Annotated in this window: 10 protein-coding genes; 8 read left to right on the plus strand and 2 right to left on the minus strand. The window is 73.9% G+C overall.

Going from position 1 to position 25530, the window contains the following annotated elements; all coding sequences use genetic code 11:
- The first annotated feature begins 42 nt into the window (after positions 1 to 42).
- The 5 genes from D7M15_RS19320 to rfbB all read left to right on the plus strand — a co-directional run bounded on the left by D7M15_RS19320 (position 43) and on the right by rfbB (position 19405).
- Positions 43 to 15408: a type I polyketide synthase gene (locus D7M15_RS19320; RefSeq protein ID WP_121518661.1), complete on the plus strand. Its 15366-nt coding sequence runs from the start codon at positions 43 to 45 to the stop codon at positions 15406 to 15408.
- Positions 15409 to 15595: 187 nt separating this feature from the next.
- Positions 15596 to 16873 (plus strand): activator-dependent family glycosyltransferase, encoded by a 1278-nt coding sequence (locus D7M15_RS19325; protein ID WP_121518662.1) that lies wholly within the window; start codon positions 15596 to 15598, stop codon positions 16871 to 16873.
- Positions 16874 to 17071: 198 nt separating this feature from the next.
- The gene (locus D7M15_RS19330; RefSeq protein WP_121518663.1) at positions 17072 to 17269 is read left to right on the plus strand and encodes a ferredoxin; all 198 of its coding nucleotides are present in this window, start codon (positions 17072 to 17074) and stop codon (positions 17267 to 17269) included.
- Positions 17270 to 17309: 40 nt separating this feature from the next.
- Entirely contained in the window at positions 17310 to 18377 is a 1068-nt protein-coding gene (locus D7M15_RS19335) for a glucose-1-phosphate thymidylyltransferase (RefSeq protein ID WP_121518664.1), read from the plus strand.
- Positions 18374 to 19405, plus strand: a complete 1032-nt coding sequence (gene rfbB, locus D7M15_RS19340; RefSeq protein ID WP_121518665.1) for a dTDP-glucose 4,6-dehydratase — start codon at positions 18374 to 18376, stop codon at positions 19403 to 19405. The genes D7M15_RS19335 and rfbB overlap by 4 nt, the downstream gene beginning before the upstream one ends.
- A 164-nt stretch (positions 19406 to 19569) precedes the next feature.
- Here rfbB and D7M15_RS19345 read toward each other — a convergent pair whose 3' ends face one another.
- Entirely contained in the window at positions 19570 to 20088 is a 519-nt protein-coding gene (locus D7M15_RS19345) for a MarR family transcriptional regulator (RefSeq protein WP_206337390.1), read from the minus strand.
- Positions 20089 to 20161: 73 nt separating this feature from the next.
- Here D7M15_RS19345 and D7M15_RS19350 point away from each other — a divergent pair, with 73 nt between their 5' ends.
- Positions 20162 to 21115: an alpha/beta hydrolase gene (locus D7M15_RS19350; protein ID WP_165906294.1), complete on the plus strand. Its 954-nt coding sequence runs from the start codon at positions 20162 to 20164 to the stop codon at positions 21113 to 21115.
- A gap of 78 nt (positions 21116 to 21193) precedes the next feature.
- On the plus strand, positions 21194 to 22099 hold the full coding sequence (locus D7M15_RS19355; protein WP_121518667.1) for an NAD-dependent epimerase/dehydratase family protein: 906 nt from the start codon (positions 21194 to 21196) through the stop codon (positions 22097 to 22099).
- 101 nt (positions 22100 to 22200) lie between these two features.
- Here D7M15_RS19355 and D7M15_RS19360 read toward each other — a convergent pair whose 3' ends face one another.
- Complete coding sequence (locus D7M15_RS19360) at positions 22201 to 24456, minus strand: MMPL family transporter (RefSeq protein ID WP_121518668.1); 2256 nt, start codon at positions 24454 to 24456, stop codon at positions 22201 to 22203.
- 248 nt (positions 24457 to 24704) lie between these two features.
- Between D7M15_RS19360 and D7M15_RS19365 the strand changes: the two genes are divergently transcribed.
- On the plus strand, positions 24705 to 25505 hold the full coding sequence (locus D7M15_RS19365; RefSeq protein WP_121518669.1) for a TetR/AcrR family transcriptional regulator: 801 nt from the start codon (positions 24705 to 24707) through the stop codon (positions 25503 to 25505).
- Positions 25506 to 25530: the final 25 nt, after the last annotated feature.

Below are 25530 nucleotides of genomic sequence, written 5' to 3' on the forward strand. Positions count from 1 at the left end.
CACGTGCAGACATCCCGTTTCTTGAAGGGCTGACGCTTCACCATGGACAACAACGAGGACAAGCTCCGCGATTACCTCAAGCGGGTCACCACGGACCTGCGGCAGACCCGCCGCAAGCTGTCCGAGGTCGAATCACGGCAGCACGAGCCGATCGCCGTTGTCTCGATGGCCTGCCGCTGGCCCGGTGGCGTCACCAGCCCGGAGCAGCTGTGGCAGCTGGTCACCGACGGCACCGACGCCATCGGTCCGCTGCCCACCGACCGCGGCTGGGACCTGGACGCGCTCTACGACCCGGACCCGGACCAGCTCGGCACCAGCTACGTGCGCGAGGGCGGCTTCCTCTACGACGCCGCCGACTTCGACGCGCCCTTCTTCGAGATCTCCCCGCGCGAGGCGCTGGCCATGGACCCGCAGCAGCGGCTCCTGATGGAGACCGTGTGGGAGGTCTTCGAGCGCGCCGGGATCGACCCCGGCACGCTGCGCGGCAGCAGGGCGGGCGTCTTCGTCGGGTCCAGCAACCAGGGCTACGCCGTGGACGGCTCCATGGCGCCCGACGAGGTCGAGGGCCACCTCCTCACCGGCGGTTCGGCGGCCGTGCTGTCGGGGCGCGTCGCGTACCACTTCGGCCTGGAGGGCCCGGCCGTCACCCTCGACACCATGTGCTCGTCGTCGCTGGTGGCACTGCACCTCGCGATCCAGTCCCTCCGCGACGAGGACTGCACCATGGCGCTCGCCGCCGGTGCCACCGTCATGTCGTCCACCCGTAACTTCGTGGAGTTCAGCCGTCAGCGGGGGTTGGCGCCGGACGGTCGGTGCAAGCCGTTCGCGGCGGGTGCGGACGGTACGGGGTGGGGTGAGGGCGTCGGTGTCCTGCTGCTGGAGCGGCTGTCCGACGCGCGGCGGAACGGGCACCAGGTGCTGGCCGTCCTCAAGGGTTCCGCGATCAACCAGGACGGCGCGTCGAACGGTCTGACCGCGCCCAACGGCCCCTCCCAGCAGCGCGTCATCCGCGCCGCCCTCGCCAACGCCCGGCTGGAGCCCGGCGACGTGGACGTCGTCGAGGCCCACGGCACCGGCACGAAGCTCGGCGACCCCATCGAGGCCGACGCGCTCAGCGCCACGTACGGCAAGGCGCACAAGCCCGAACGCCCGCTGTGGCTCGGCTCCGTGAAGTCCAACATCGGCCACACGCAGGCCGCCTCCGGCATGGCCGGCGTCATCAAGATGGTGCAGGCGCTCCAGCACGGCGTCCTGCCCAAGTCCCTCTTCGCGGACGACCCCACGCCGCACGTCGACTGGGAGGTCGGCACCGTACGGCTGCTCACCGAGCAGCGGCAGTGGCCCGACACGGGCGACGCGCCGCGCCGCGCGGGCGTCTCGTCGTTCGGCGGCAGCGGCACCAACGCGCACGTCGTACTGGAGCAGGCACCCGCCGCCGACGCGTCCATCGAGGACGCGGACAGCCCGGCGGAGGAGAAGGCCGCGGTCACCGCCGCCGTACTCGCCGCCGCCGCCGACGTCGACGCGGAGGAGGCCGCCGCGACGGCGCCCCCCGCGGGCAGCCCGATCCCCTGGGTGGTGTCGGGGCGTTCGGGGGAGGCGTTGCGTGCGCAGGCGGAGCGGTTGGCGGATTTCGCGGCCGGTGCGGGTGCGGGTGTGGCGGATGTGGGTCATTCGTTGGTGGTGGCGCGTGCGGGGTTGGAGCACCGTGCGGTCGTGACCGGTTCGGACGTGGACGGGTTGGTGGAGCGGCTGCGCGCGGTGGCGCGTGGTGAGCTGCCCGCCGGGGCTGTGCAGGGGGTGGACGAGACCTCGGGTGAGAGCCCGGATGTGGTGTTCGTGTTCCCGGGTCAGGGTGCGCAGTGGGTGGGTATGGGGCGTGAACTCCTCGACTCCTCGCCGGTGTTCAAGGCGCGGTTCGCTGAGTGTGACGCGGCGTTGGCGCCGTTCGTGGACTGGTCGTTGTCCGGTGTGTTGCGGGGTGTTGAGGGCGCTCCGGGGTTTGACCGGGTGGACGTCGTGCAGCCGGTGTTGTGGGCGGTGATGGTGTCGTTGGCGGAGGTGTGGCGCTCGTACGGTGTGCAGCCCGCCGCTGTCGTGGGTCATTCGCAGGGTGAGATCGCTGCCGCGTGTGTGTCGGGCGCGTTGTCGATCGAGGACGCGGCGCGTGTGGTGGCGTTGCGGAGTCAGACCATTACGGCGCTTGCGGGTCGTGGTGGCATGGTGTCGGTGGCGAAGCCCCGTGCCGAGGTGGATGAGTTGATCGCCGGGTGGGACGGCCGTATCTCGGTCGCCGCCGTCAACGGGCCCTCCGCTGTGGTGGTTTCGGGTGACGCCGACGCCCTCGATGAACTCCGCGCCCACTGCGACGAGCGGGAGATCCGTGCGCGTCGTATCGAGGTGGACTACGCCTCCCACTCGGCGCATGTGGAGAGCATCCGCGACGACATCCTCACCGCTCTCGCGCCGGTCCAGCCGCGTGTGCCGTCCGTGCCGTTCTTCTCCACCGTCACGGGTGACTGGCTGGACGCGGACACCCTGGTGGACGCGGACTACTGGTACACGAATCTGCGGCAGACGGTGCAACTGGAGCCCGCGATCAGGTCGTTGATCGAGGATGGTCATCGTGCGTTCGCGGAGATGAGCCCGCACCCCGTGCTCACGGTTCCGGTGCAGGACACGGCTGAGGCGACCGACACCGAGGTGACGGTGACGGGCACGCTCCGCCGGGACGAGGGCGGTCTCGACCGCCTCTACGCCTCCCTGGGTCACCTGTGGGCGCATGGTGTGGAGGTGGACTGGTCCCCGGCGTTCGCGGCGTGCCGCCCGAATGTCGTCGACCTGCCTACGTACGCGTTCCAGCGGCAGCGTTTCTGGTTGGAGGTGCCGGACGCGAAGGTCGCGGCGGACCCGGTCGACGCGCAGTTCTGGGAGACCGTCGAACGCGAGGACCTCGAAGCCCTCGCCGGAACCCTCGGCATCACCGACCCCGGCTCCCTCGGTGAGGTGCTGCCCGCCCTCTCCTCCTGGCGCCGCGACCGCCAGCGGCGCGCGACCCTCGACAGCTGGCGCTACCGCATCGTGTGGCGCCCCCGCCAACTCCCCAAGTCCGGTGTCCTGGACGGCGACTGGCTGCTCGTCGTCCCCGCCGCCCAGCGCGACCACGTACTCGTCGGCCAGGTCAGGGAGGCCGTCGCCGCCGCGGGCGCCCGCGTCAGCGTGCTGACGCTCGACGCGTCCGCCGTCGACGACGGTTCCGTGGCGGAGAAGCTCCAACAGCTGCTGTCCTCCGGCGAGTTCGGCGCCGACCCGCGCGGCATCGTGTCCCTCCTCGCCCTCGACGAGGCGCACCAGCCCGGCCACGAGGGCGTCACCGTCGGCCTCGCGCTGTCCCTCGCGTTCACGCAGGGCCTGCTCGCGACCGGTGTCGAGGCGCCGATCTGGATGCTCACCACCGAGTCCCACACCACCGGTCTCGCCGACGACCCGGTGCACCACCCGATGCAGGCCGCCGTCTGGGGCTTCGGCCGGGTCGTCGCCCTCGAACACCCCGCGCTCTGGGGCGGGTTGGTCGACCTGCCCGCCGCGCTCGACGACACCGTCGCCGGGCTGCTCACCGCGAAGTTCGCGGAGGGCGGCGACGAGGACCAGGTGGCCCTCCGCCCCTCCGGCCCGTACGACCGCCGCCTCGTCCGCACCCCGCGCGCCACCCCCCGTACGCCCCGCGAGCCGTGGCGTACGAGCGGCAGCGCGCTCATCACCGGCGGTACGGGCGGCCTCGGCGCACACACCGCGCGGCTCCTCGCCCGCCGGGGCGCCGAGCACCTGGTGCTGACCAGCCGCCGCGGCATGGACGCGCCGGGCGCGGCCGAACTCCGCGACGAACTCACCGCGTTGGGCGCCCGCGTCACCGTCGCCGCCTGCGACGTCACCGACCGCGCGCAGGTGCGCGCCCTGGTCGAGCAGGTGGAGGCGGACGGCCCGGCGTTCCGCACGGTCGTGCACACCGCGGGCTACGGCCTGCTGGTGCCGGTCGCGGACGTCAGCATGGACGACTTCGACGAGGGCGCCCGCGCCAAGCTCCTCGGCGCGCAGAACCTGGACGTGGTGTTCGACCGCGACGGGCTCGACGCGTTCGTGCTGTACTCGTCCGTCGCGGGCGTGTGGGGCAGCGGCGACCACGGCGCGTACGCCGCGTCCAACGCGTACGTCGACGCCCTCGCCGACCACCGCCGCGCGCGCGGACTCGCCGGTACGACCATCCCGTGGGGCATCTGGAGCCCCGAGGGCGGCGGCATGGCCGTCGAGGTGGTGAAGGAGCAGCTGAAGTGGCGGGGCATCCCGTTCATGGACGCGGGTCTCGCCGTGCAGGGCCTGGAGCAGGCGCTCGACGACGACGAGACGTTCCTCGCCGTCGCGGACATCGACTGGCCGCGCTTCGTCCCGGTGTTCACCGCCACCCACTCCCGGCCGCTGCTGCACGAGGTGCCGGACGTCGCGGAGCTGATGGCGGCCGACGAGGCCGAGACGGAGGGCGCGCAGAGCGCGTCCGCGACGCTCCAGACGCAGCTGCTGGGCATGGACGCGGGGGAGCGGGAACGTACGCTCGTCGACCTCGTACGCGTCCACGTCGCCGGGGCCCTCGGCTTCACCGACAGCTCGGACGTGTCCGCCACGCGCGCGTTCAAGGAGCTGGGCTTCGATTCGCTGACGGCCGTCGAGCTGCGCAACCGCCTCAACGCCGCGACGGGCCTGAAGCTCGCCGCGACCGTCGTCTTCGACTACCCGAACGTCCGGACCCTCGCCGGGCACCTCGCCGTCAAGCTGATCGGCGACGCCGCGTCCGGCCCGGCCGCGCCCGGCACCGTCGTACGGCCGCTGCCGACCGGCACCGCCGGCACCGTGGACGACGAGCCGATCGCGATCGTCGCCATGAGCTGCCGTTTCCCCGGCGGCGTGCAGTCCCCGGAGGACCTGTGGCGCGTCGTACGCGACGAGCTGGACGTCGTGTCGCCGCTGCCCACGGACCGTGGCTGGGACGTCGAGCGGCTCTACGACCCGAACCCGGACACCGTCGGCACCACGTACGCGCGTGAGGGCGGATTCCTGGAGGACGCGGGCGAGTTCGACGCCGCGTTCTTCGGGATCTCGCCGCGCGAGGCCCTCGCGATGGACCCGCAGCAGCGGCTGCTGCTGGAGACGTCGTGGGAGGCGCTGGAGCGCGCCGGTATCGACCCCAAGAGCCTGCACGGCACCGCGACCGGCGTGTTCGTCGGCGCCGCCTACCAGGGCTACGGCAACACCGCCGCCCCGCCCGAGGGCCTGGAGGGCCACCTCATCACCGGCACGGTGACGAGCATCGCCTCCGGCCGCATCTCGTACACCCTGGGCCTGGAGGGCCCGGCGGTGACCATGGACACCGGCTGCTCGTCGTCGCTCGTCGCCACGCACCTCGCCGTACAGGCGCTGCGCAGCGGCGAGTGCACCCTCGCCCTCGCGGGCGCGGCGGCCGTCATGGGCGAGCCCATCGGGCTCATCGGCTTCAGCCGCCAGCGCGGCCTGGCCCGCGACGGGCGGTGCAAGGCGTTCGCCGCCTCGGCGGACGGCATGGGCATGGCCGAGGGCGCGGGCATGATCGTCCTGGAACGGCTGTCGGACGCGCGGGCGAACGGGCACCAGGTGCTGGGCGTCGTGCGGGGTTCCGCGATCAACCAGGACGGCGCGTCGAACGGTCTGACCGCGCCCAACGGCCCGTCGCAGCAGCGCGTCATCCGCGCCGCCCTCGCCAACGCGGGCCTGGAGCCCGGTGACGTGGACGCGGTGGAGGCGCACGGTACGGGTACGAAGCTGGGCGACCCGATCGAGGCGCAGGCGCTGCTCGCCACGTACGGCGAGGAGCGGGAGGCCGGGCGCGAGCCGCTGTGGCTGGGCTCCGTGAAGTCCAACATCGGGCACGCGCAGGCCGCTTCGGGCGTCGCGGGCGTCATCAAGATGATCGAGGCGTTCCGGCACGGCCTGCTGCCCCGGTCGCTGCACCTGGACGAGCCGTCGCCGCACGTCGACTGGTCCAGCGGTGCCGTGGAGCTGCTGGCGGAGGCCCGCCCGTGGGAGCGGAACGGGCACCCGCGGCGCGTGGGCGTCTCGTCGTTCGGCGTCAGCGGTACGAACGCGCACCTGATCATCGAGGAGCCGCCGGAGGTCGAGGCGGAACCGGTGGCCGTGGAGGACGGCGCGGGTGTGGTGCCGTGGGTGCTGTCGGCGCGTTCGGCGGAGGCCCTGCGGGAGCAGGCGCAGCGGTTGGCCGCGTTCGTGGAGGCGGGCCGTCCGGACGTGTCGGGCGTCGGCCACGCGCTGCTGAACGGGCGTGCCGAGTTCGAGCACCGCGCCGTCGTGGCCGCCGCCGACGTGGACACCTTCGTGGCGCGCCTCGGCGACATCGCCACCGGGACCTCCGTCGGGGTGCCGGAGGACGGGTCGGGTCGTGGTCCGGTGTTCGTGTTCCCGGGTCAGGGTGCGCAGTGGGTGGGTATGGGGCGTGAACTCCTCGATTCCTCGCCGGTGTTCGCGGCGCGGTTCGCTGAGTGTGATGCGGCGTTGGCGCCGTTCGTGGACTGGTCGTTGTCCGGTGTGTTGCGGGGCGTCGAAGGTGCTCCGGGGTTTGACCGGGTGGATGTCGTGCAGCCGGTGTTGTGGGCGGTGATGGTGTCGTTGGCGGAGGTGTGGCGCTCGTACGGTGTCCAGCCCGCCGCTGTCGTGGGTCATTCGCAGGGTGAGATCGCCGCCGCGTGTGTGTCGGGCGCGTTGTCGATCGAGGACGCGGCGCGTGTGGTGGCGTTGCGGAGTCAGACCATTACGGCGCTTGCGGGTCGTGGTGGCATGGTGTCGGTGGCGAAGCCTCGTGCCGAGGTGGATGAGTTGATCTCCGGGTGGGACGGCCGTATCTCGGTCGCCGCCGTCAACGGGCCCTCCGCTGTGGTGGTTTCGGGTGACGCCGACGCCCTCGACGAACTCCGCGCCCACTGCGACGAGCGGGAGATCCGTGCGCGTCGTATCGAGGTGGACTACGCCTCCCACTCGGCGCATGTGGAGAGCATCCGCGACGATATCCTGACCGCTCTCGCGCCGGTCCAGCCGCGTGTGCCGTCCGTGCCGTTCTTCTCCACCGTCACGGGTGACTGGCTGGACGCGGACACCCTGGTGGACGCGGACTACTGGTACACGAATCTGCGGCAGACGGTGCAACTGGAGCCCGCGATCAGGTCGTTGATCGAGGATGGTCATCGTGCGTTCGCGGAGATGAGCCCGCACCCCGTGCTCACGGTTCCGGTGCAGGACACGGCTGAGGCGACCGACACCGAGGTGACGGTGACGGGCACGCTCCGCCGGGACGAGGGCGGCCTCGACCGCCTCTACGCCTCCCTGGGTCACCTGTGGGCGCATGGCGTGGAGGTGGACTGGTCCCCGGCGTTCCCCGCCGACCGCCGCCCCGCCACCCCCGTCGGCCTCCCCACCTACCCCTTCCAACGCCAGCACTACTGGCTGGAGTCCGCCCCGGCCCCCGCGCCCGTCCCGCAGACGGCCGGTGCCCTCGACGTGGTGGACGCGAAGTTCTGGGAGACGATCGAGTCCGAGGACATCGACGGGCTCGCCAGCGAGTTCGACATCTCGCTCGACCGCGAGTCCCTGCACAGCGTCGTCGCCGCGCTCTCCTCCTGGCGGCGTGAACGGCAGCAGGCCAGCATCGTGGACGGCTGGCGCTACCGCGTCGCCTGGCGTGCCACGCCCGCCTCGTCGAACGCCTCCCTGAACGGCACCTGGCTCGTCGTCGTACCCGACGCGCACCAGGAGGACCCGCTCGTGGAGCGGATGTTCGAGGCGCTCGCCGTCAGCGGCGCGCAGACGCAGACCCTCGTCGTCGGCAAGAACGACGCCGACCGCGACTGGCTGGCCGACCGGCTGCGTACGGAGGTGCAGGGCGCCCTGTCCGGCATCCTCTCCCTCGTCCCGCTCGACGAGCGGCGCTGGCGCGAGGACCAGGCGCTGCCCACCAGCCTCGTGCTGACCACGACGCTGCTCCAGGCCCTCGGCGACGCGGGTGTCGACGCGCCCCTGTGGTGCGCCACGCGCGGCGCCGTGACGGTCAGCCGCCCCGACACGCTGACCAGCCCCACGCAGGCGATGACCTGGGGGCTGGGCCGGATCGCGGCGTTCGAGTACCCGCAGCGCTGGGGCGGCCTCATCGACCTGCCCGAGAAGGTCGACCACCGCGCGGCCCGCCGTCTCCTCACCGTGCTCTCCGGCGAGCTGGACGAGGACCAGGTCGCGGTGCGCCCGTCCGGCGTGTTCGCGCGCCGCATGCTGCGCGCCGTCAACGGCCCGGCGGACGTGGAGCCGTGGCGCCCCACCGGCACCGTGCTGGTGACCGGCGGTACGGGCGGCCTCGGCGGCCACGTGGCGCGCTGGCTCGCGCGCGGCGGCGCCGACCACGTCGTACTGGCCAGCCGCCGGGGCGCCGACGCCCCCGGCGCGGCCGAACTCGTCGCGGAACTGGCCGCGTCCGGCACCGCCGCCACGGCGGTCGCCTGCGACGTGGCCGACCGCGCGGCGGTCGACGCGCTCCTGGCCGACCTGCCCGGCGGGCAGCCGCTGACGGCCGTGGTGCACACGGCGGGCATCATCGACGACGGCATGCTCGACGCGCTCGTCCCGGAGCGCGCGGCGGCCGTACTGCGGCCCAAGGTGGACGCGGCGCAGGTGCTGCACGAGGCGACGCGGCACCTGGAGCTGTCGGCGTTCGTGCTGTTCTCGTCCATGGCGGGCACGCTCGGCGGCCCCGGCCAGGGCAGTTACGCCGCGGCGAACGCGTACCTCGACGGCCTCGCGGAACGCCGCCGCGCCGACGGCCTGCCCGCCACCTCCGTCGCGTGGGGCGCGTGGGCGGGCGGCGGTCTCGTCGACGAGGAGCTGGCGGAGAACCTGCGCCACCTCGGCGTCCCCCCGATGGACCCCGGCCTGGCGATCTCCGCGTTGCAGAACGCGTTGGACCAGCGGGACACGTTCGTCGTCGTCGCGGACGTCGACTGGCGCGTCGCGGCGGCCCGGGTCGCCGCCGCCCTCCGGGAACTGCCCGAGGCGCAGCTGGAGGAGAGCGCGACCCGCAAGGAGAACGCGGCGCCCGAGGACGCGGCGCCGCTCGTACGGCAGTTGGCGGCGTTGAGCGCGGGCGAGCGGCGCGGCGCGCTGCTGGAGGCCGTACGGGCGCAGGCCGCGGCCGTGCTCGGCTTCGACCGGGTGGAGGCGGTGCCGGAGACGCGGGCCTTCCGCGACCTGGGCTTCGAGTCGCTGACGGCGGTCGAGCTGCGCAACCGGCTCGGTGAGGCCACCGGCCTGCGGCTGCCCGTCACGATGGCGTTCGACCACCCGACGGCGAGCGCGCTGGCGACGTTCCTGCACGGCGAACTCTTCGCGGACGGTTACGAGTCGGGCGCCACCGCCGCCCCCGTCGTCGCGGTGGACCGCGACCCGGTGGTCATCGTCGGCATGGGCTGCCGCTTCCCCGGCGGCGTACGGTCCCCGGAGGACCTGTGGCGGCTGGTGGCGGACGGTACGGACGCGATCGGGCCGTTCCCGGAGAACCGCGGCTGGGACGTGGACGGGCTGTACGACCCGGACCCGGACAAGCCCGGCACGTTCTACTCGCGTGACGGCGGATTCCTCTACGAGGCCGACCACTTCGACCCGGCGTTCTTCGGCATCTCGCCCCGCGAGGCGCTCGCCATCGACCCGCAGCACCGGCTGCTGCTGGAGACGGCGTGGGAGGCGTTCGAGCGGGCGGGCATCGACCCGGTGTCCGTACGCGGCACCCAGTCCGGGGTGTTCGTCGGCTCCAACTACAACGACTACGGCTCCCGCGTCCGCCGCGCCCCCGAGGGCATGGAGGGCTACCTCGCGACGGGCAGCGCCAGCAGCGTCGCGTCCGGCCGCATCGCGTACACCTTCGGGCTGGAGGGCCCGGCGGTGACCGTCGACACGGCCTGCTCGTCGTCGCTCGTCGCGCTGCACCAGGCGGCGCAGGCGCTGCGCAGCGGCGAGTGCTCGATGGCGCTCGCGGGTGGCGTGACGGTGATCTCGACGCCGGACACGTTCATCGAGTTCAGCCGCCAGCGGGCGTTGGCGCCCGACGGGCGCTGCAAGGCGTTCAGCGCGGACGCCGACGGCGCGGGCTGGGCCGAGGGCGTCGGCCTGGTGCTGCTGGAGCGGCTGTCGGACGCGCGCGCCAACGGGCACCGCGTACTGGCCGTCGTCAAGGGCTCCGCCGTCAACCAGGACGGCGCGTCCAACGGCCTCACCGCCCCCAACGGTCCGTCGCAGCAGCGCGTCATCCGTGCCGCGCTGGGCCAGGCCGGGCTGGAGCCCGGCCAGGTCGACGCCGTCGAGGCGCACGGCACCGGCACGTCGCTCGGCGACCCCATCGAGGCGCAGGCCCTGATGACGGTCTACGGGCAGGCGCACACGCCGGAGAAGCCGCTCTGGCTCGGCGCGGTCAAGTCCAACATCGGCCACACGCAGGCCGCTTCCGGCATCGCCGGGGTCATCAAGATGGTGATGTCGCTCGCGGAGGGCGCCCTCCCGCGGACCCTGCACGCCGACGAGGTGTCCCCGCACATCGACTGGTCGGCGGGCACCGTACGGCTGCTCCAGGAGCAGCGGGAGTGGGCCCGTACGGACGAGCCGCGCCGGGCGGGCGTGTCCGCGTTCGGCATCAGCGGCACCAACGCGCACGTGATCCTGGAGGAGGCCGGGCCCGAACCGGAGCCCGCCGTCTCCGTACCGGCACCCGCGCCCGCCGCCGAGGCGCTGGACGCCGGCACCGCCGTGGACGGCGTGTCGCGCGTGCCCGTGCCGTGGCTGCTGTCCGGCCGGGGCGAGGCGGCGCTGCGGGAGCAGGCCGCACGGCTCGGCGCGCACCTGGCGGCGGCCGGAGCCCCCGGCGGGCCCGGCGCGCCGTGCGCCGCCGACGTGGCGCTGTCGCTGGCGACGACGCGCGCCGGGTTCGAGGACCGGGCCGCGGTCATCGGCCTGGCCACGCTGGGCACGCCCGGCACCGGCGCGTCCCCGGCGGCGGAGGCCGCCGCCGCGGACATGGCGGAGGCGCTGGCCGCGCTCGCGGCGGGCACCGAGCACCCGCGGCTGATCACCGGCCGCGCGCGCGGCGGGAAGACGGCGCTGCTGTTCACCGGGCAGGGCGCGCAGCGGGCCGCAGCGGGCCGCCGCCTGTACGACACGTCGCCCGTGTTCGCGGACGCGCTGGACGAGGTCTGCGCCCACCTGGACGCGCACCTGGACACACCGCTGGAGGGCCGTTCCGACGCGCCCGTCGAACGGCAGCTGCGCGAGGTGCTGTTCGCGGACCCGGACACGCAGCCCGCCGGGCTGCTCGACCGGACCGCGTACACGCAGGCCGGGCTGTTCGCGCTGGAGGTGGCGCTGTTCCGGCTGCTGGAGTCGTACGGGACGCACCCCGACTACCTCCTCGGCCACTCCGTCGGCGAACTGGCCGCCGCGCACGTCGCCGGGGTCCTGTCCCTCGACGACGCGTGCGCGCTGGTCGCCGCCCGGGGCCGCCTCATGCAGGCGCTGCCCGGCCGGATCTCGGACGACGGCACCGCCGTCCCGGGCGCCATGGTCTCCGTGCGGGCGACGGAGGAGGAACTGCTGCCGCTGCTGGAGCCGTACGGCGACCGCGTGTCCGTCGCCGCCCTCAACGGGCCCCGCGCGGCCGTCCTCTCCGGCGACGAGGACGCGGTGACGGAGGTCGCCGAGGCGCTCGCCGCCGACGGCCGCAAGACGAAGCGGCTCACCGTCAGCCACGCGTTCCACTCCGCGCACATGGAGGGGATGCTGGAGGAGTTCGGGCGGCTGGCCGGGCGGCTCACGTACGAGGAGCCGCGGATTCCCGTCGTCTCCAACGTCACCGGCCGCCTCGCCACCGGCGACGACCTGCGCACCGCCGACTACTGGGTACGGCACGTGCGGCAGGCCGTCCGCTTCCACGACGGCGTACGGCTGCTCGCGGGCGAGGGCGTCGGCACCTTCGTGGAGCTGGGCCCGGACGGGGTGCTGACCGCCATGGCGGGCGACTGCCTCGCGGAGCACGCCGAGGCCGCCGACGCCGAGGGGGCCCCCGTGGCGTCGGGCGCGCCCGCGCCGCTGCTGGTGCCCCTGCTGCGGCGCGGCACCGACGACGCCGAGTCCGTCACCACCGCGCTGGCCCGGCTGCACGTCCACGGCCACGGCCTCAACTGGGCGGGCGTGCTCGCCCCGTTGGGCGCCCGTACGGTCGACCTGCCGACGTACCCGTTCCAGCAGCAGCGGTACTGGCTGGAGGCTTCCGACAGCGGGCAGGAGATGGCCGCGACCGGCCTGGAGGCCGCCGGGCACCCGCTGCTGGCCGCCGTCGTGCCGCTCGCGGGCGGCGAGGGCGCGGTCTTCACCGGCCTGGTGTCCGTCAGCCGCCAGCAGTGGCTCGCGGACCACGCCTTCGACGGCAACGCCGTCTTCCCCGGCACCGCCTTCCTGGAGCTGGCGCTCCAGGCGTGCGAACGGGTGGGGGCCGCGCAGGTCGAGGAGTTCACGCTGGAGCAGCCGCTGATCCTGCCCGCGTCGGGCGCCGTACAGCTCCAACTCGCCGTGCAGGGAACGGACTCCACCGGTGGCCGCGCCGTCACGGTGCACTCGCGGCCGGACGGCGACCCGTACGCGGAGTGGACGCGGCACGCCACCGGCGTGCTCACGGACACCCCCGCGGAGCAGCGGGACCTGACGGCGTGGCCGCCGCCCGGCGCCGAACCCGTCGACGTCACCGGCCTCTACGAGGACATCGCCGCCCGCGCCTTCGACTACGGGCCCGCCTTCCGCGGGCTGACGGCGGCCTGGCGGGACGGCGGCACCGTGTACGCGGAGGTCGCCCTCGACCAGGAGCAGCACGTGGCGGCCGAACGGTTCGCGCTGCACCCGGCGTTGCTCGACGCGGCGCTGCACACGCTCGCGCTCGCGCCGGACGCGGCGGGCCGCGCGGTGGCGCCGTTCAGCTTCACCGGGGTGGCGCTGGCCGCGACGGGCGCCACCGCGCTGCGCGTACGGCTCACGCCGCACCCGCGCTCGGACGGCGCGGCGGCGGACGGAGGCACGGGCGGGGGCGGTTCGGACGGCGGACCGGAGACCACGTACGCCGTGCAGGTCACCGACACCACCGGCGCACCCGTCGCCACCGTCGGCGGCCTCGCGCTGCGCGCCGTGGGCGGCGGCCAGCTGGCCGCTCCCGGCAGCGGCCCGCGCGGCCTGCACCGCGTCGAGTGGACCGCACTGCCGCTGCCCGAGGCGTACACCGGCCGCGTCGCCGTCGTCGGCGCCGCCGACGACCTGGCCGAACTGGGCACGCCCGACGGCGCGTACGCGACCGTCGCCGCGCTCGGCGCGGCCGTCGCCGCCGGACTGCCCGTACCGGAGACCGTGCTGGCGCCGCTGGCGCCGCTGGCGCCCGCCGCCGACGGCACGGACACCGGCGCCACGGGCACCGCCGACGCGGTGCGCCGCGCCACGGCGCGCGCCCTCGCGGTGGCGCAGGACTGGCTCGCCGACGAGCGGTTCGCGGACTCGCGGCTCGTCCTGTGCACCCGCGGGGCCGTCGCCCCCGGCACCGGCACCGGCACCAGCACCGGCACCGGCACCGGCACCGGCACCGGCACCGGCGCCGGCGCGGCTCCGGCCGCGGCGGAGGCCGCGGTGTGGGGGCTGCTGCGTGCGGCCCGTACGGAGAACCCCGGCCGCTTCGCGCTGCTGGACCACGACGGGACGGACGCCTCGTACGGCGCCCTGAACCGCGCGCTGGCCACCGGCGAACCGGAGTCGGCGCTGCGCGACGGCGCCCTGTCGGTGCCCCGCCTCGTCCGCGTCACCGCGCAGGAGCTCGCGGCCGGGGACACCGGAGCCGACGCCACCGCGACCGAGGCCACCGCCGCCACCGGGCCGTTCACCGGCTTCACCGACGGCGGCACCGTCCTGGTCACCGGCGCCAGCGGCATGCTGGGCAAGCTGCTGGCCCGGCACCTGGTGGCCGCGCACGGCGTACGGTCGCTGCTCCTCGCCAGCAGGCGCGGCGCCGAGGCCGAGGGCATGCCCGAGCTGTGCGCCGAACTGCGCGCGGAGGGCGCCGAGGTGACCCTCGCCGCCTGCGACGTCGCGGACCGGGCGCAGCTCACCGCGCTGCTGGAGACCGTGCCCGACGCGCACCCGCTGACGGCCGTCTTCCACACGGCGGGCGTACTGGACGACGGCGTGTTCGCGGCGCTCACCCCCGAGCGCCTGGAGCCCGTGCTGCGCGCCAAGGTGGACGCCGTACTCAACCTGGACGACGCCACCCGGGACCTGGACCTGTCGGCCTTCGTGCTGTACTCGTCGCTCGCGGGGACCCTCGGCGGCGCCGGACAGGCCAACTACTCGGCGGCCAACGCCTTCCTGGACGCCCACGCCGCCCGGCTGCGCGCCCACGGCCGCCCCGCCACCTCCCTCGGCTGGGGCCTGTGGGCGGAACGCAGCGGCATGACGGGCAAGTTGGACGGCGCCGACCTGCACCGCATGGCGCGCGGCGGCGTGCGTCCGATGGCCACCGACGAGGCCCTGGCCCTGCTGGACGCGGCGCTGGCGACGGGTGAACCGCACCTGGTGCCCGCCCAGTTGGACATCGCCGGGCTCAGGGCGCCCGACGGCGGCGTCCCGCACCTGCTGCACCGCCTGGCGCCGCCGCGCGCCCGGCGGGCCGTGTCCGCCGCCGCGTCCGCCGGCCCCGAACGGGCCGAGCAGACCGTCGGGTTGCGGGAGCAGCTGGCCGAACTGCCGCTGGCGGAGCGCCCGTCGGCGGTACTGGACCTCGTCCTCACCCAGGCCGCGCTCGTCCTCGGCCACGCCTCGGCCGACGCGCTCGACCCCGAACGCGGCTTCCTGGAGCTGGGGTTCGACTCGCTGACCGCCGTGGAGCTGCGCAACCGGCTCGGCGCCCTCGCGGGCGTACGGCTGCCCGCGACGCTGCTGTTCGACTACCCGTCGCCGCCCGTGCTGGCCGCGCACCTGCTCGCCAAGGCGGCGCCGCCGGAGCCCTCGGGGCCCACGGCGAACGGCACCGCCGACGCGTCCGGCGGGCTGCTCGGCGGGCTGGACACGTGGGAGGCGGAGTTCGACCGGATCGTGCGGGACGACGCGGCCCGCACCGAGCTGTCCACCCGGCTCCAGACGCTGCTCGACCGGCTGGGCGCGGCGGGTCCCGCCGAGGGCAGTGTGGAGAGCCGGGTCGAGGGCGCGTCGGACGACGAGCTGTTCGACTTCATCGACAACGAACTCGGGGGCGCCTGACCGGACCAGCCGGACCAGCCGGACCAGCCGGTACGCGCCGGACCAGCCGGTACGGGACGGGGGCGTCCACCGCCCCCGCCCCGTACCGGGCCCCGACCGACTGCCCGCCCCGCACCCGTAGCCGCACTCGCACTCGCACCCGAGTCCGCACCCGTACCCGTACGGGCCTCATCACCGGAGTAGTCCCATGCGTGTCCTGTTCGTCAGCCTGGCGGAGAAGTCCCACCTGTACTGCCAGGCGCCGCTGGCCTGGGCGCTGACCGCGGCCGGGCACGAGGTCCGGGTCGCGTCGACCTCGCTCCTCACCGAGACCACAACCCGCGCCGGGCTCACCGCCGTACCGGTCGGCGAGGTCAACACCCTCCTCCACGAGCAGATGGCCGCCCACCCCTGGACGCAGGACATCGAGACGGCCAACTGGAGCCGCACCGAGCAGGGCGACATCTCGTGGAAGGACATCAAGTTCCGCTACGACATCAGCGTCAACCACGGCGTCACCGCCTACAACGACCCGATGATCGACGACCTCGTCGCCGTCGCCCGGGAGTGGCGGCCCGACCTGGTGATCCGCGACCCGCTGGCGTACGCCGGCGGCATCGCGGCCCGTGCCTGCGACGCCGCGCACGCGCGGCTGCTGTGGTGCGCCGACGTGTGGGCCCGTACGCGGCACACGTACCTCGCGATGCTGCCCGACGCCCCGCCGGAGGAGCAGAACGACCCGCTGGCCGAGTGGCTGACGGACCGCTGCGCCGCCGCCGGTGTCGAGTACGACGAGGAGCTGGCGAACGGCCGGTTCACCCTCGACACCATGCCGCCCAGCCTGCGCCTGCCGTCCGACCTCGACGTCGTCGACATGCGCTACGTCCCCTACAACGGCCACGCCGTCGTCACCGAGTGGCTGCGCGAGAAGCCCGCGCGGCCCCGCGTGTGCCTCACCCTCGGCACGTCCAACAGCGAGGACTACGGCACCGACTTCGTCTCCGTGCCCGACATCTGCGAGGCCCTCGCCGACCTGGACGTCGAGGTCGTCTGCACCCTCTCCGAGGCGCAGATCGAGAAGCTCGGCACCCTCCCCGGCAACGCGCGCGCCGTCCACGGAGTCGCCCTCAACACGCTGCTCCCCACCTGCTCCGCGATCATCCACCACGGCGGCTTCGGCTCGTACGCCACCGCGCTGGCGCACGGCGTGCCGCAGCTCGTCCTGTCCACGTACATCTCCGACCACCAGCTGCGCGGCACCGGCCTGCGCGACGCCGGGGCGGGCGACTTCGCGCACTGGAAGGACGCCGACGCGGCGTACGTACGGGACGCGGTGCGGCGGCTCGTCGAGGAGCCGTCGTACGCCGAGGCGGCCCGCGCGCTCCAGGCCGAGGCGGCCCGGCTGCCCAGCCCGGCGGAGCTGGTGGCGCGGCTGGAGGAGGTCGTCGCGGAGCACCGCGCGGAGCGCGCGGCGGCACGGGCGTGACCGGGGTACGGGCGTGACGGCCGTACGGACCAGCGGGTACGGCCGTACGCGATTGTCTGAGCGATTCCCCAGACCCTGACGGCGACGGGATACACCGGCGGGGACACCCACCACGATGGGAGACCTGCGCGCGGTGTGCGGGGACGACCCGTACCGGCGGGCAGCGCACCGCGACACCGGAAAGGACCGAGGACCACGATGAAGATCACGGTGGACAGGAACAGGTGCGTGGGCGCCGGTAACTGCGTACTGGCGGCCGACGAGCTGTTCGAGCAGGACGAGTCCAACGGCCGGGTGAACCTCCTCGTCGCCGAGCCGCCGGAGGAGAAGGCCGACATGGCGGAGGAGGCGGAGCTGATGTGCCCGTCCCGCGCCATCACTGTGGACTTCGACTGAAGTCCACCCACAGCGCAGCACACACCACCGGGATGGAATCGTGAAGGCACTGGTGCTCTCGGGGGGATCGGGTACGCGTCTGCGGCCCATCACCCACACGTCCGCGAAGCAGCTCGTTCCCGTCGCCAACAAGCCCATCCTGTTCTACGGGCTCGAAGCCATCGCCGCCGCCGGGATCACCGAGGTCGGCATGATCGTCGGGCAGACGGAGCCGGAGATCCGGCAGGCCGTCGGTGACGGCGCGGAGTTCGGCCTGGAGGTCACCTACCTCCGGCAGGACTCCCCGCTGGGCCTGGCCCACGCCGTCGCCATCGCCCGCGACTTCCTCGCGGACGACGACTTCGTGATGTACCTCGGGGACAACTTCGTCTTCGACGGCATCACGGAGCTGGTGAAGGACTTCCAGCGGGAGCGTCCGGACGCGCGCATCCTGCTGACGAAGGTGTCCGACCCCTCCTCGTTCGGCGTGGCCACGCTGGACGACGAGGGCCGGATCTCCGCGCTGGAGGAGAAGCCCGCGCACCCCAAGAGCGATCTCGCGATCGCCGGGGTGTACCTCTTCACCCCCGCCGTGCACGCGGCCGTCGACGCCATCGAGCCGTCCTGGCGCGGCGAGCTGGAGATCACCGACGCGATCAAGGTGCTCATCGAGGAGGGACGCGACGTCCGCTCCACGATGATCACCGGCTACTGGAAGGACACCGGGAACGTCCCGGACATGCTGGAGGTCAACTGCACGCTCCTGGAGCGGCTGGAGACCCGTATCGAGGGCGACGTGGACGACGCCAGCGAGATCGTCGGCCGCGTCCGCATCGACGCGGGCGCCACCGTACGCGGCTCCCGGATCGTCGGCCCCGCCACCATCGGCAGCGGCACGGTCGTGGAGAACAGCTACATCGGCCCGTCCACGTCCATCGCGGAGAACTGCACGGTCCGCAACAGCGAGATCGAGTTCTCCATCGTGATGAGCGACGCGTCGTTCGAGGGCATACGCCGGGTGGAGGGCTCGCTCGTCGGCCGCCACGTCGCCGTCTCGTACGCGCCCCGCGTGCCCGCCACGCACCGGCTCGTCATCGGTGACCACGGCAAGGTGCAGATCTCGTCATGAGCGACCCGACCACCCCGTCCGAAGGGGGCGACGTGACGCGTCTCCTCGTCACCGGCGGCGCCGGTTTCATCGGCTCCCACTACGTGCGCACCCTGCTCGGCCCGGACGGGCCCGGCGGCGTACGCGTCACGGTGCTGGACAAGCTCACGTACGCCGGGACGCTCACCAACCTCCAGGAGGTGAAGGGGCACGACGGCTTCCGCTTCGTCCAGGGCGACATCTGCGACGCGGAGCTGGTCGACTCGCTCGCCGCCGAGCACGACCAGATCGTGCACTTCGCCGCCGAGTCGCACGTCGACCGGTCGATCCTCAGCTCCACCGAGTTCGTCCGCACCAACGTGCTGGGCACGCAGGTCATGCTCGACGCGGCGCTGCGGCACGGCGTACGGAGCTTCGTGCACGTCTCCACGGACGAGGTGTACGGGTCGATCGACGAGGGGGAGTGGACGGAGGAGTGGCCGCTCGCGCCCAACTCCCCGTACGCGGCGGCCAAGGCGTCCAGCGACCTGCTGGCCCTCTCGTACCACCGCACCCACGGCCTCGACGTCCGCGTCACCCGCTGCTCCAACAACTACGGGCACCACCACTTCCCGGAGAAGGTCATCCCGCTGTTCATCACGAACCTGCTGGACGGCCTGCCGGTGCCGCTGTACGGCGACGGCGGCAACGTACGGGACTGGCTGCACATCGACGACCACGTGCAGGGCATCGAGCGGGTGCGCCGGGCCGGGCGCGCGGGCGAGGTCTACCACATCGGCGGCGGCACCGAGTTGAGCAACAAGGAGCTGACGCAGCTGCTGCTCGACGCGTGCGGCGCGGGCTGGGACATGGTCGAGCACGTCGCGGACCGCAAGGGCCACGACCGGCGTTACGCCCTGGACTGGACGAAGCTCCGCACCGAGCTGGGCTACCACCCGCGGAAGGACTTCACGACCGGCCTCGCGGAGACCGTCGCCTGGTACCGCGACAACCGCGCCTGGTGGGAACCGTTGAAGAAGAACACCGCAGCCGTCCCCCTGGGACGCTGAACGGGCACCCTCCGTGCCCCGTCGCCGCCCGTCTCTCCCCTCCCCCCCAGGGGACAGGCGGAAGCCGGAGCGACGGAAGGGCGAACGGCCGCACCCCGCGCGGGAGCGGCCGTTCGCTGCGTTCCGTACGGCCCGCCGTCGAGTGGACTCGCGCCGCGCCGGGGTCAGCGGGTGTGGGGGCGGTGCCCCTGGGCGAGGGAGTCGGCCAGTGCGGCGAGGGTCTCGGCGAGGGCGGGCACCTGCTCGGCGGGGACGCGGTCCAGCACGCGGCGCCGGGCGCTGGCCAGATGGGCGGGCTGGGCGGCCTCCATGGTGCGCAGCCCGGCGTCGGTGAGTACGGCCTCGCTGCCGCGCGCGTCCTGCCCGTGCCGCTCCTTCCGTACGAGCCCGTGCTTGCCGAGGCCGTCGACGACGCGGGTGATCCGGGACGGCGTCAGCCCGGCGGCGTCGGCCAGCGCGGACATCCGCAGCCGCCGGTCGGGGGCGGCGCCGAGCAGGTGCAGTACGGCGAACTCGGTCATCGTGAGGCCCGTACGCGACATGTCGTCCTCCAGCACGCGCGGCAGGGCGTGGGCGAGGCGGCCGAGGCTCTGCCAGAGCCGCTGCTCGTCGGGGGAGAGCGGCGCGGGCGGCGGGCCGGACGGGGAGGGGGAGGGCTTCGGGGACGGGGGTGAGGCGGGCATGCGGGCAGTGTATTTGACGAGGCAATCAATCAGCTGCATTATTGCCGACGCAAGCAACTTTCTGGAGGTCGCCATGCCCTCGCCCCCCGTTCCGCCCTCTGTCCCGCCGGTGCCGGTCGCGCCGCCGCCCGTCGCGCCGATGGCCGCCCCGCCCGGCTTCCGCCACGGCGACACGGACGTCGACGGCGTACGGCTCCACCACGTCACCGGTGGCGACGGCCCCGCCGTCGTCCTCCTGCACGGCTGGCCGTTCACCTGGATCGAGTGGCGCGCCCTGCTGCCGCAGCTGGCCGCCCACGGCTTCACCGTCATCGCCCCCGACCTGCGCGGCTCCGGCGACTCCGCGATCCCCGCCGGGCACTGGGACAAGCGCGCCGAGGCCGACGACCTCCACCGGCTGCTGCGACGGCTCGGGCACGACGAGGCGTACGTGGTCGGGACCGACGTCGGCGCCATGACCGCGTACACGTGGGCCGCCGCGTACCCGGACGACGTACGGGCCCTGGTCCTCGCGGAGTCGGCGCTCCCCGGCCACGGGCTGGAGGAGCTGATGAACCCGGCCACCGGCGGCCACTGGCACTTCGGCTTCCACGCGCGCAGCGAACTGGCCGCGATGCTCACCGAGGGCCGCGAGGAGCGTTACCTCGACGGCTACTGGTCCATGATGAGCTGCGGCGGCCTCACCCGCGCCGACCGCGCCGAACTCCTCCGCGCCTACACCGCGCCCGACGCCATGCGCGGCGGATTCGAGCACTACGCCTCGCTGGTCGAGGACGGCCGCGCGGCGCGCGCCGCCCGCGCGGCCACCGGCCCGCTGCCCATGCCCGTACTGGTGCTGAACGGCGAACACGGCCTGCCGCAAGGGGTGTTGCTCGACGGCGCGCGGGCGGTGGCGACCGACATACGGGCCGACACCGTGCCCGGCGCCGGGCACACCTTCGCCGCCGACAACCCGCGCTGGACGGCCGACCGGCTGGCCCGCTTCCTCACCGCCGAGGCCGCCCCGCACCGCGCGCCGGTCCCGTAGCCCGGCCCCCGTACGCGGGCCCCGGCCCTCGTACGCGCCTCCCCGAAAGCCCCTTCGTACGCACCACGGAGCAGCAGCATGCAGATCCTCGTCATCGGCGCCACCGGCTACGCCGGCCAGCACGTCTCCGCCGCCCTCGCCCGCGCCGGGCACACCGTCCGCGGCCTCACCCGCGACCCCGACTCCCCGGCCGCCCGCCGCCTCACCGTCGCTGAAGTGAACCCCGTGCGGGGCGACTTCGCCCGGCCGGAGAGCTGGCGCGGCCACCTCGACGGTACGGACGCGGTGGTGCACCTGCTGCTGGAGGCGGGCGACCCCGTCGGCAGCGACCGGCGGCTGTTCGCGGAGCTGGCCGCCGCGCGGGAGCGCGACGGACGCGCCCGCCATCTCGTCTACACGACGGGCATCTCCGCGTACGGGCGCACCGGTTCGCCGCTGATGGACGAGCGGACGCCCGGTGACCCCGCGAGCCCGCTCGCCTTCCGCCTCGCCCTGGAACGGGAGTTGGCCGCGTCCGGCCTGCCGCACACCGTGGTCCGCCCCGGCTTCCTCTACGGCGGCGCCGCCACCACGTCCCTGACCGGCGAGTGGTTCGCCGCCGCCGAGGCGGGCCGCCCCGTCTTCCACGGCGACACCACCAAGCGCTGGAGCTGGGTGCACGTCGACGACCTCGCCGACGCGTACGTCCGCGTGCTGGACGACCCGATGGCCGTCGACGGGGAGGTCTTCGTCGTGGCCGACGACCAGCGGACGCGCGCCCTCGACCTCCAGTACGCCGCCGTACGGGCCGCCGGTTGGGCCGGGGAGGTCGCGCGGGAGTCGGCGGAGGCGGGTGGGATGCTGCAACTGGCCGCCGACCAGGACGAGTTGGTGACCAGCGCCAAGGCCCACCGGATGCTCGGCTGGCGCCCCCGGCACCTCGCGTTCACCGACGCCCCGGAGACCCACCACCGCGCCTGGCGAGCCGCCCGCACCCCGGCCTGACCACCAGCGCGCGTGCGCGGGGGCGGGCGCGCGGGTTCGCGCGTCCGCCCCCGTGGGCCCCCGCCCCGGTCCCTCGGCTCGCCGCCGACGGACGTGCGTGGTCAGACCCCCGCCGAGTCCTTCGCGTACGGCGCGCTCGGCGCGGGTACGGGGTCCTGCTCGGGGCCGCTCTCGCTCAGCCCGAACCGCGCGTGGAAGGCGCGCAGGAAGCCCGGCGCGTACCAGGCGGACCGGCCCAGCAGCCGCATCGCGGCCGGTACGAGCACGCCGCGGACGGCGATCGCGTCGATGAGGATGGCCAGGCCGCTGCCCAGGCCGAACATCTGCATGAAGCTGATCTCCGAGGTGCCGAAGGCGAAGAAGCTCACCGCGATGAGCAGGGCCGCCGCGCTGACGATGCGGCCGGTGTGGCCGAGCCCGTTCGCCACGGCCGACTCGTTGTCCTCGCCCAGCTCGTGGAGTTCCTTGATGCGGCTGGTGACGAACACCTCGTAGTCCATCGACAGGCCGAACGCGATGCAGAACATCAGCACCGTCATCGACGTCTCCATCGGCTGTGGGGTGAAGCCCAGCGCGGACGACAGGTGGCCGTCCTGGAACATCCACGTCATGACGCCGACGGTGGCCCCCAGGCTGATCAGGTTGAGGACCAGGGCGCGCAGCGGCTGTACGACGCTGCCGGTGAAGAGGAACAGCAGGACGAACGTGCTGACGGCGATCAGCGTGACGGCGAGCGGCAGTTCGGCGGCGATGGAGTCGTTCGAGTCGACGAGTTCCGCGTCGGCGCCGCCCACCAGCGGCTCCGCCCCGGCGGGCGCGGGCGCCGTACGCACCTTCTCGACCAGGTCCTTCGCCGCGTCGGACTTCGGGGTGAGGGAGCTGACCACGGTGAGCTGCTGCCCGTCGGGCCGGCCCAGTGCCGGGTTGCCGGGGCCGGTCGCGGTGGTGTTCCCGTCGCTGTGGACGCCGGTGCTCGCCTCGACGCGGAGCACGCCGTCCAGGCCGGACAGGCGGGCCGCGTACGGTGCCAGCGCCCGTTCGCCCACCGGCTCGTCGAAGACGACGTGCAGCGCGCCGTCCTCACTGCCGTTGAAGTCCTCCCGCAGCGTCTCGGTGACCTGTCGGCTCTCGGCGTCCTCGGGCAGCACCCGCTCGTCCGGCGTGCTGAACGTGATGCCCAGCAGCGGGCTCGCCGCCAGCAGCAGCACCGCCAGCACGGGCAGCGCGGTGAGCGCGGGCCGCCGCATCACGGTGCGGGCCAGGCGGCCCCACAGCGGCGTACGGGTCGAGGTGCGGCCCGGCCGGTACCAGGGCATGCGGCCGCTGTTGATCCGGTGCCCCAGGACGGTGAGCAGGGCGGGCATCACCAGGAGCGTGCTGACGGCCGAGACGGCCACGACGCCCACGCCCGCGTAGCCGAACGACCGGAGGAAGTACTGCGGGAACACCATCAGCGCCGCCAGTGCCGCCGCAACCGTCGCGGCGGAGAACGCGACCGTACGGCCCGCCGTGCTCATCGTCTTGCGTACGGCGTCCTCGACGGTCGCCCCCGACGCCAGCTGCTCGCGGAAGCGGCTGATCATCAACAGGGCGTAGTCGACGCCGAGTCCGAGACCGAGGGCCGTCGTCAGGTTGATCGCGATGATGGACACGTCGGTGACGCTGCCGAGCACGTACAGCTCCGCGAAGACGCCCACGATGGCGATGACCGCGATGGCCAGCGGCAGCAGCGCGGCGACCACCGTGCCGAAGACGACGAGGAGCAGCAGCAGGATCAGCGGCACGGCGATGGACTCGGCCAGCACCAGGTCCTTCTCCGTCTGCGACCCCATGTCGGCGCTCACGCTGGCGCCGCCGCCGACCCGTACGGTGAGCGCGGCGCCGTCGCCGTTCCCCTCGCCCTCGCCGTACGTGCCGCCGTACGCGTCGATGATCCGCTCGCTGTTCTCCTCCAGCTCCTTGTCCTTCCCCTTGACGTTGGCGAGGACGATCGCCTCCCGTCCGTCGCGGGAGCGCAGGTCGGAGCTGCCGGTGTCCCAGTACGAGACGACGTTCTCCAGGTCCCGTTCGCCGCGCAGCTCCCGTACGAGCGCCTCGCCGCGGTCCCGGGCGTCCGGGGCGTCGACGCGGCCGTCGGCGGCGCGGACGAGCAGGATCAGGTTGGTCTCGCCGCCGAACTTCTCGTCGAGCACCTTCGTGGCCCGGCTGGACTCGGACGACGGGTCGTCGTAACCGCCGCCCAGCAGCGTGCTGAACGCCCCCGCGCCCAGCGCGCCCATGGCCACCACGGCGACGACGGTGAGCGCGAGCACCCATCTCGCCCGGCGAATGGTGAGTTCCGCTATACGTTCGAACACGACCGGTCTCCTTGAGGTTCCCCATGCGCGGTGCGGCGGCCGGGCAGACGCGTGCGGGCGTACCCGTGCTCGCGCTGGCGACCTGGAAAGAGCGGTGACGCGGGGCCCGTTCCGCCGGTGTCGGCGGTCGGTCCGTCGTCCCGCACCGCGACGCTAGCGGGGTCAAAGAAGATTTGGCAGTGTGAGAATTTCTTGACAGGTTTCATCACCCTGGTGACGTAACGGCAAGATCGACGTACGGTCGCCTCATGCCTCCAGAGCCACCAGCAACGGCGCCCACCTCCCTGCGGCAGCGGCGCCGGGCCGCCGCCGTACGGGAGATACTCGGCGCCGCCGAGCAGCAGATCACCGACCGCGGGCCGTCGGCCCTGTCCCTGCGGGCCGTCGCGCGGAGCCTCGGCATGACCGTGCAGGCGCTCTACCACTACTTCCCGAACCGGGACGCCCTCGTCACGGCGCTCATCACCAAGGCGTACGACGACCTGGCCGACGCCGTGCAGGCGGCGATGGCCGAGCCGGACCCGGCGGGGGAGGGGGAACGGGGGGACGCGGGCGCGGCGGGGGAGGGCCCGGCGCTGCCGCGGTTCGTCGTCGCCGCCGAGGCGTACCGGCGCTGGGCCATCGACCACCCCGAGCGCTTCCAGCTGCTCTACGGCGCGCCGCTGCGGGACTACGAGGCGCCCGTCGAGGGGCCGACGACGCAGGCGCTCCGGCGGATGAGCGAGCTCTTCGCGGCGGAGCTGTTCGGCCGCTACACCACCGCGCAGCTCGCGGCGGCCGAGACGCCCGAACTCTCCGCCGGGCTACGGGACTTCGCGGACCAGCCGCCGCGCGAGAGCATGCAGGTCCTGCCCGCGCCCGCGATGGCACTCTTCCTCTCCGCGTGGGGCCACCTGCACGGGCTGGTCGTGCTGGAGGTGTTCGGGCACACCGCGTTCCTCGGCGAGCACCGGGCGGAGATCTTCCGTACGGCGATGCGGAACCTGCACGACGACCTGCACCGGCGCGTTCCGGCGGCGGGCGCGGCACCCGGGGGCCGCCGGAAATGACGGATGCGGGCAGTGGACGCCGCCG

The organism is Streptomyces sp. Z26, from assembly GCF_003665095.1.
GTDB lineage: Bacteria > Actinomycetota > Actinomycetes > Streptomycetales > Streptomycetaceae > Streptomyces > Streptomyces phytohabitans.

Coding starts and splice junctions, on each gene's coding strand:
- D7M15_RS19325 (WP_121518662.1), top strand. CDS start 15,596: ATGCGTGTCCTGTTCGTCAGCCTGGCGGAGAAGTCCCACCTGTACTGC.
- D7M15_RS19320 (WP_121518661.1), top strand. CDS start 43: ATGGACAACAACGAGGACAAGCTCCGCGATTACCTCAAGCGGGTCACC.
- D7M15_RS19345 (WP_206337390.1), bottom strand. CDS start 20,088: ATGCCCGCCTCACCCCCGTCCCCGAAGCCCTCCCCCTCCCCGTCCGGC.
- D7M15_RS19330 (WP_121518663.1), top strand. CDS start 17,072: ATGAAGATCACGGTGGACAGGAACAGGTGCGTGGGCGCCGGTAACTGC.
- D7M15_RS19365 (WP_121518669.1), top strand. CDS start 24,705: ATGCCTCCAGAGCCACCAGCAACGGCGCCCACCTCCCTGCGGCAGCGG.
- rfbB (WP_121518665.1), top strand. CDS start 18,374: ATGAGCGACCCGACCACCCCGTCCGAAGGGGGCGACGTGACGCGTCTC.
- D7M15_RS19350 (WP_165906294.1), top strand. CDS start 20,162: ATGCCCTCGCCCCCCGTTCCGCCCTCTGTCCCGCCGGTGCCGGTCGCG.
- D7M15_RS19355 (WP_121518667.1), top strand. CDS start 21,194: ATGCAGATCCTCGTCATCGGCGCCACCGGCTACGCCGGCCAGCACGTC.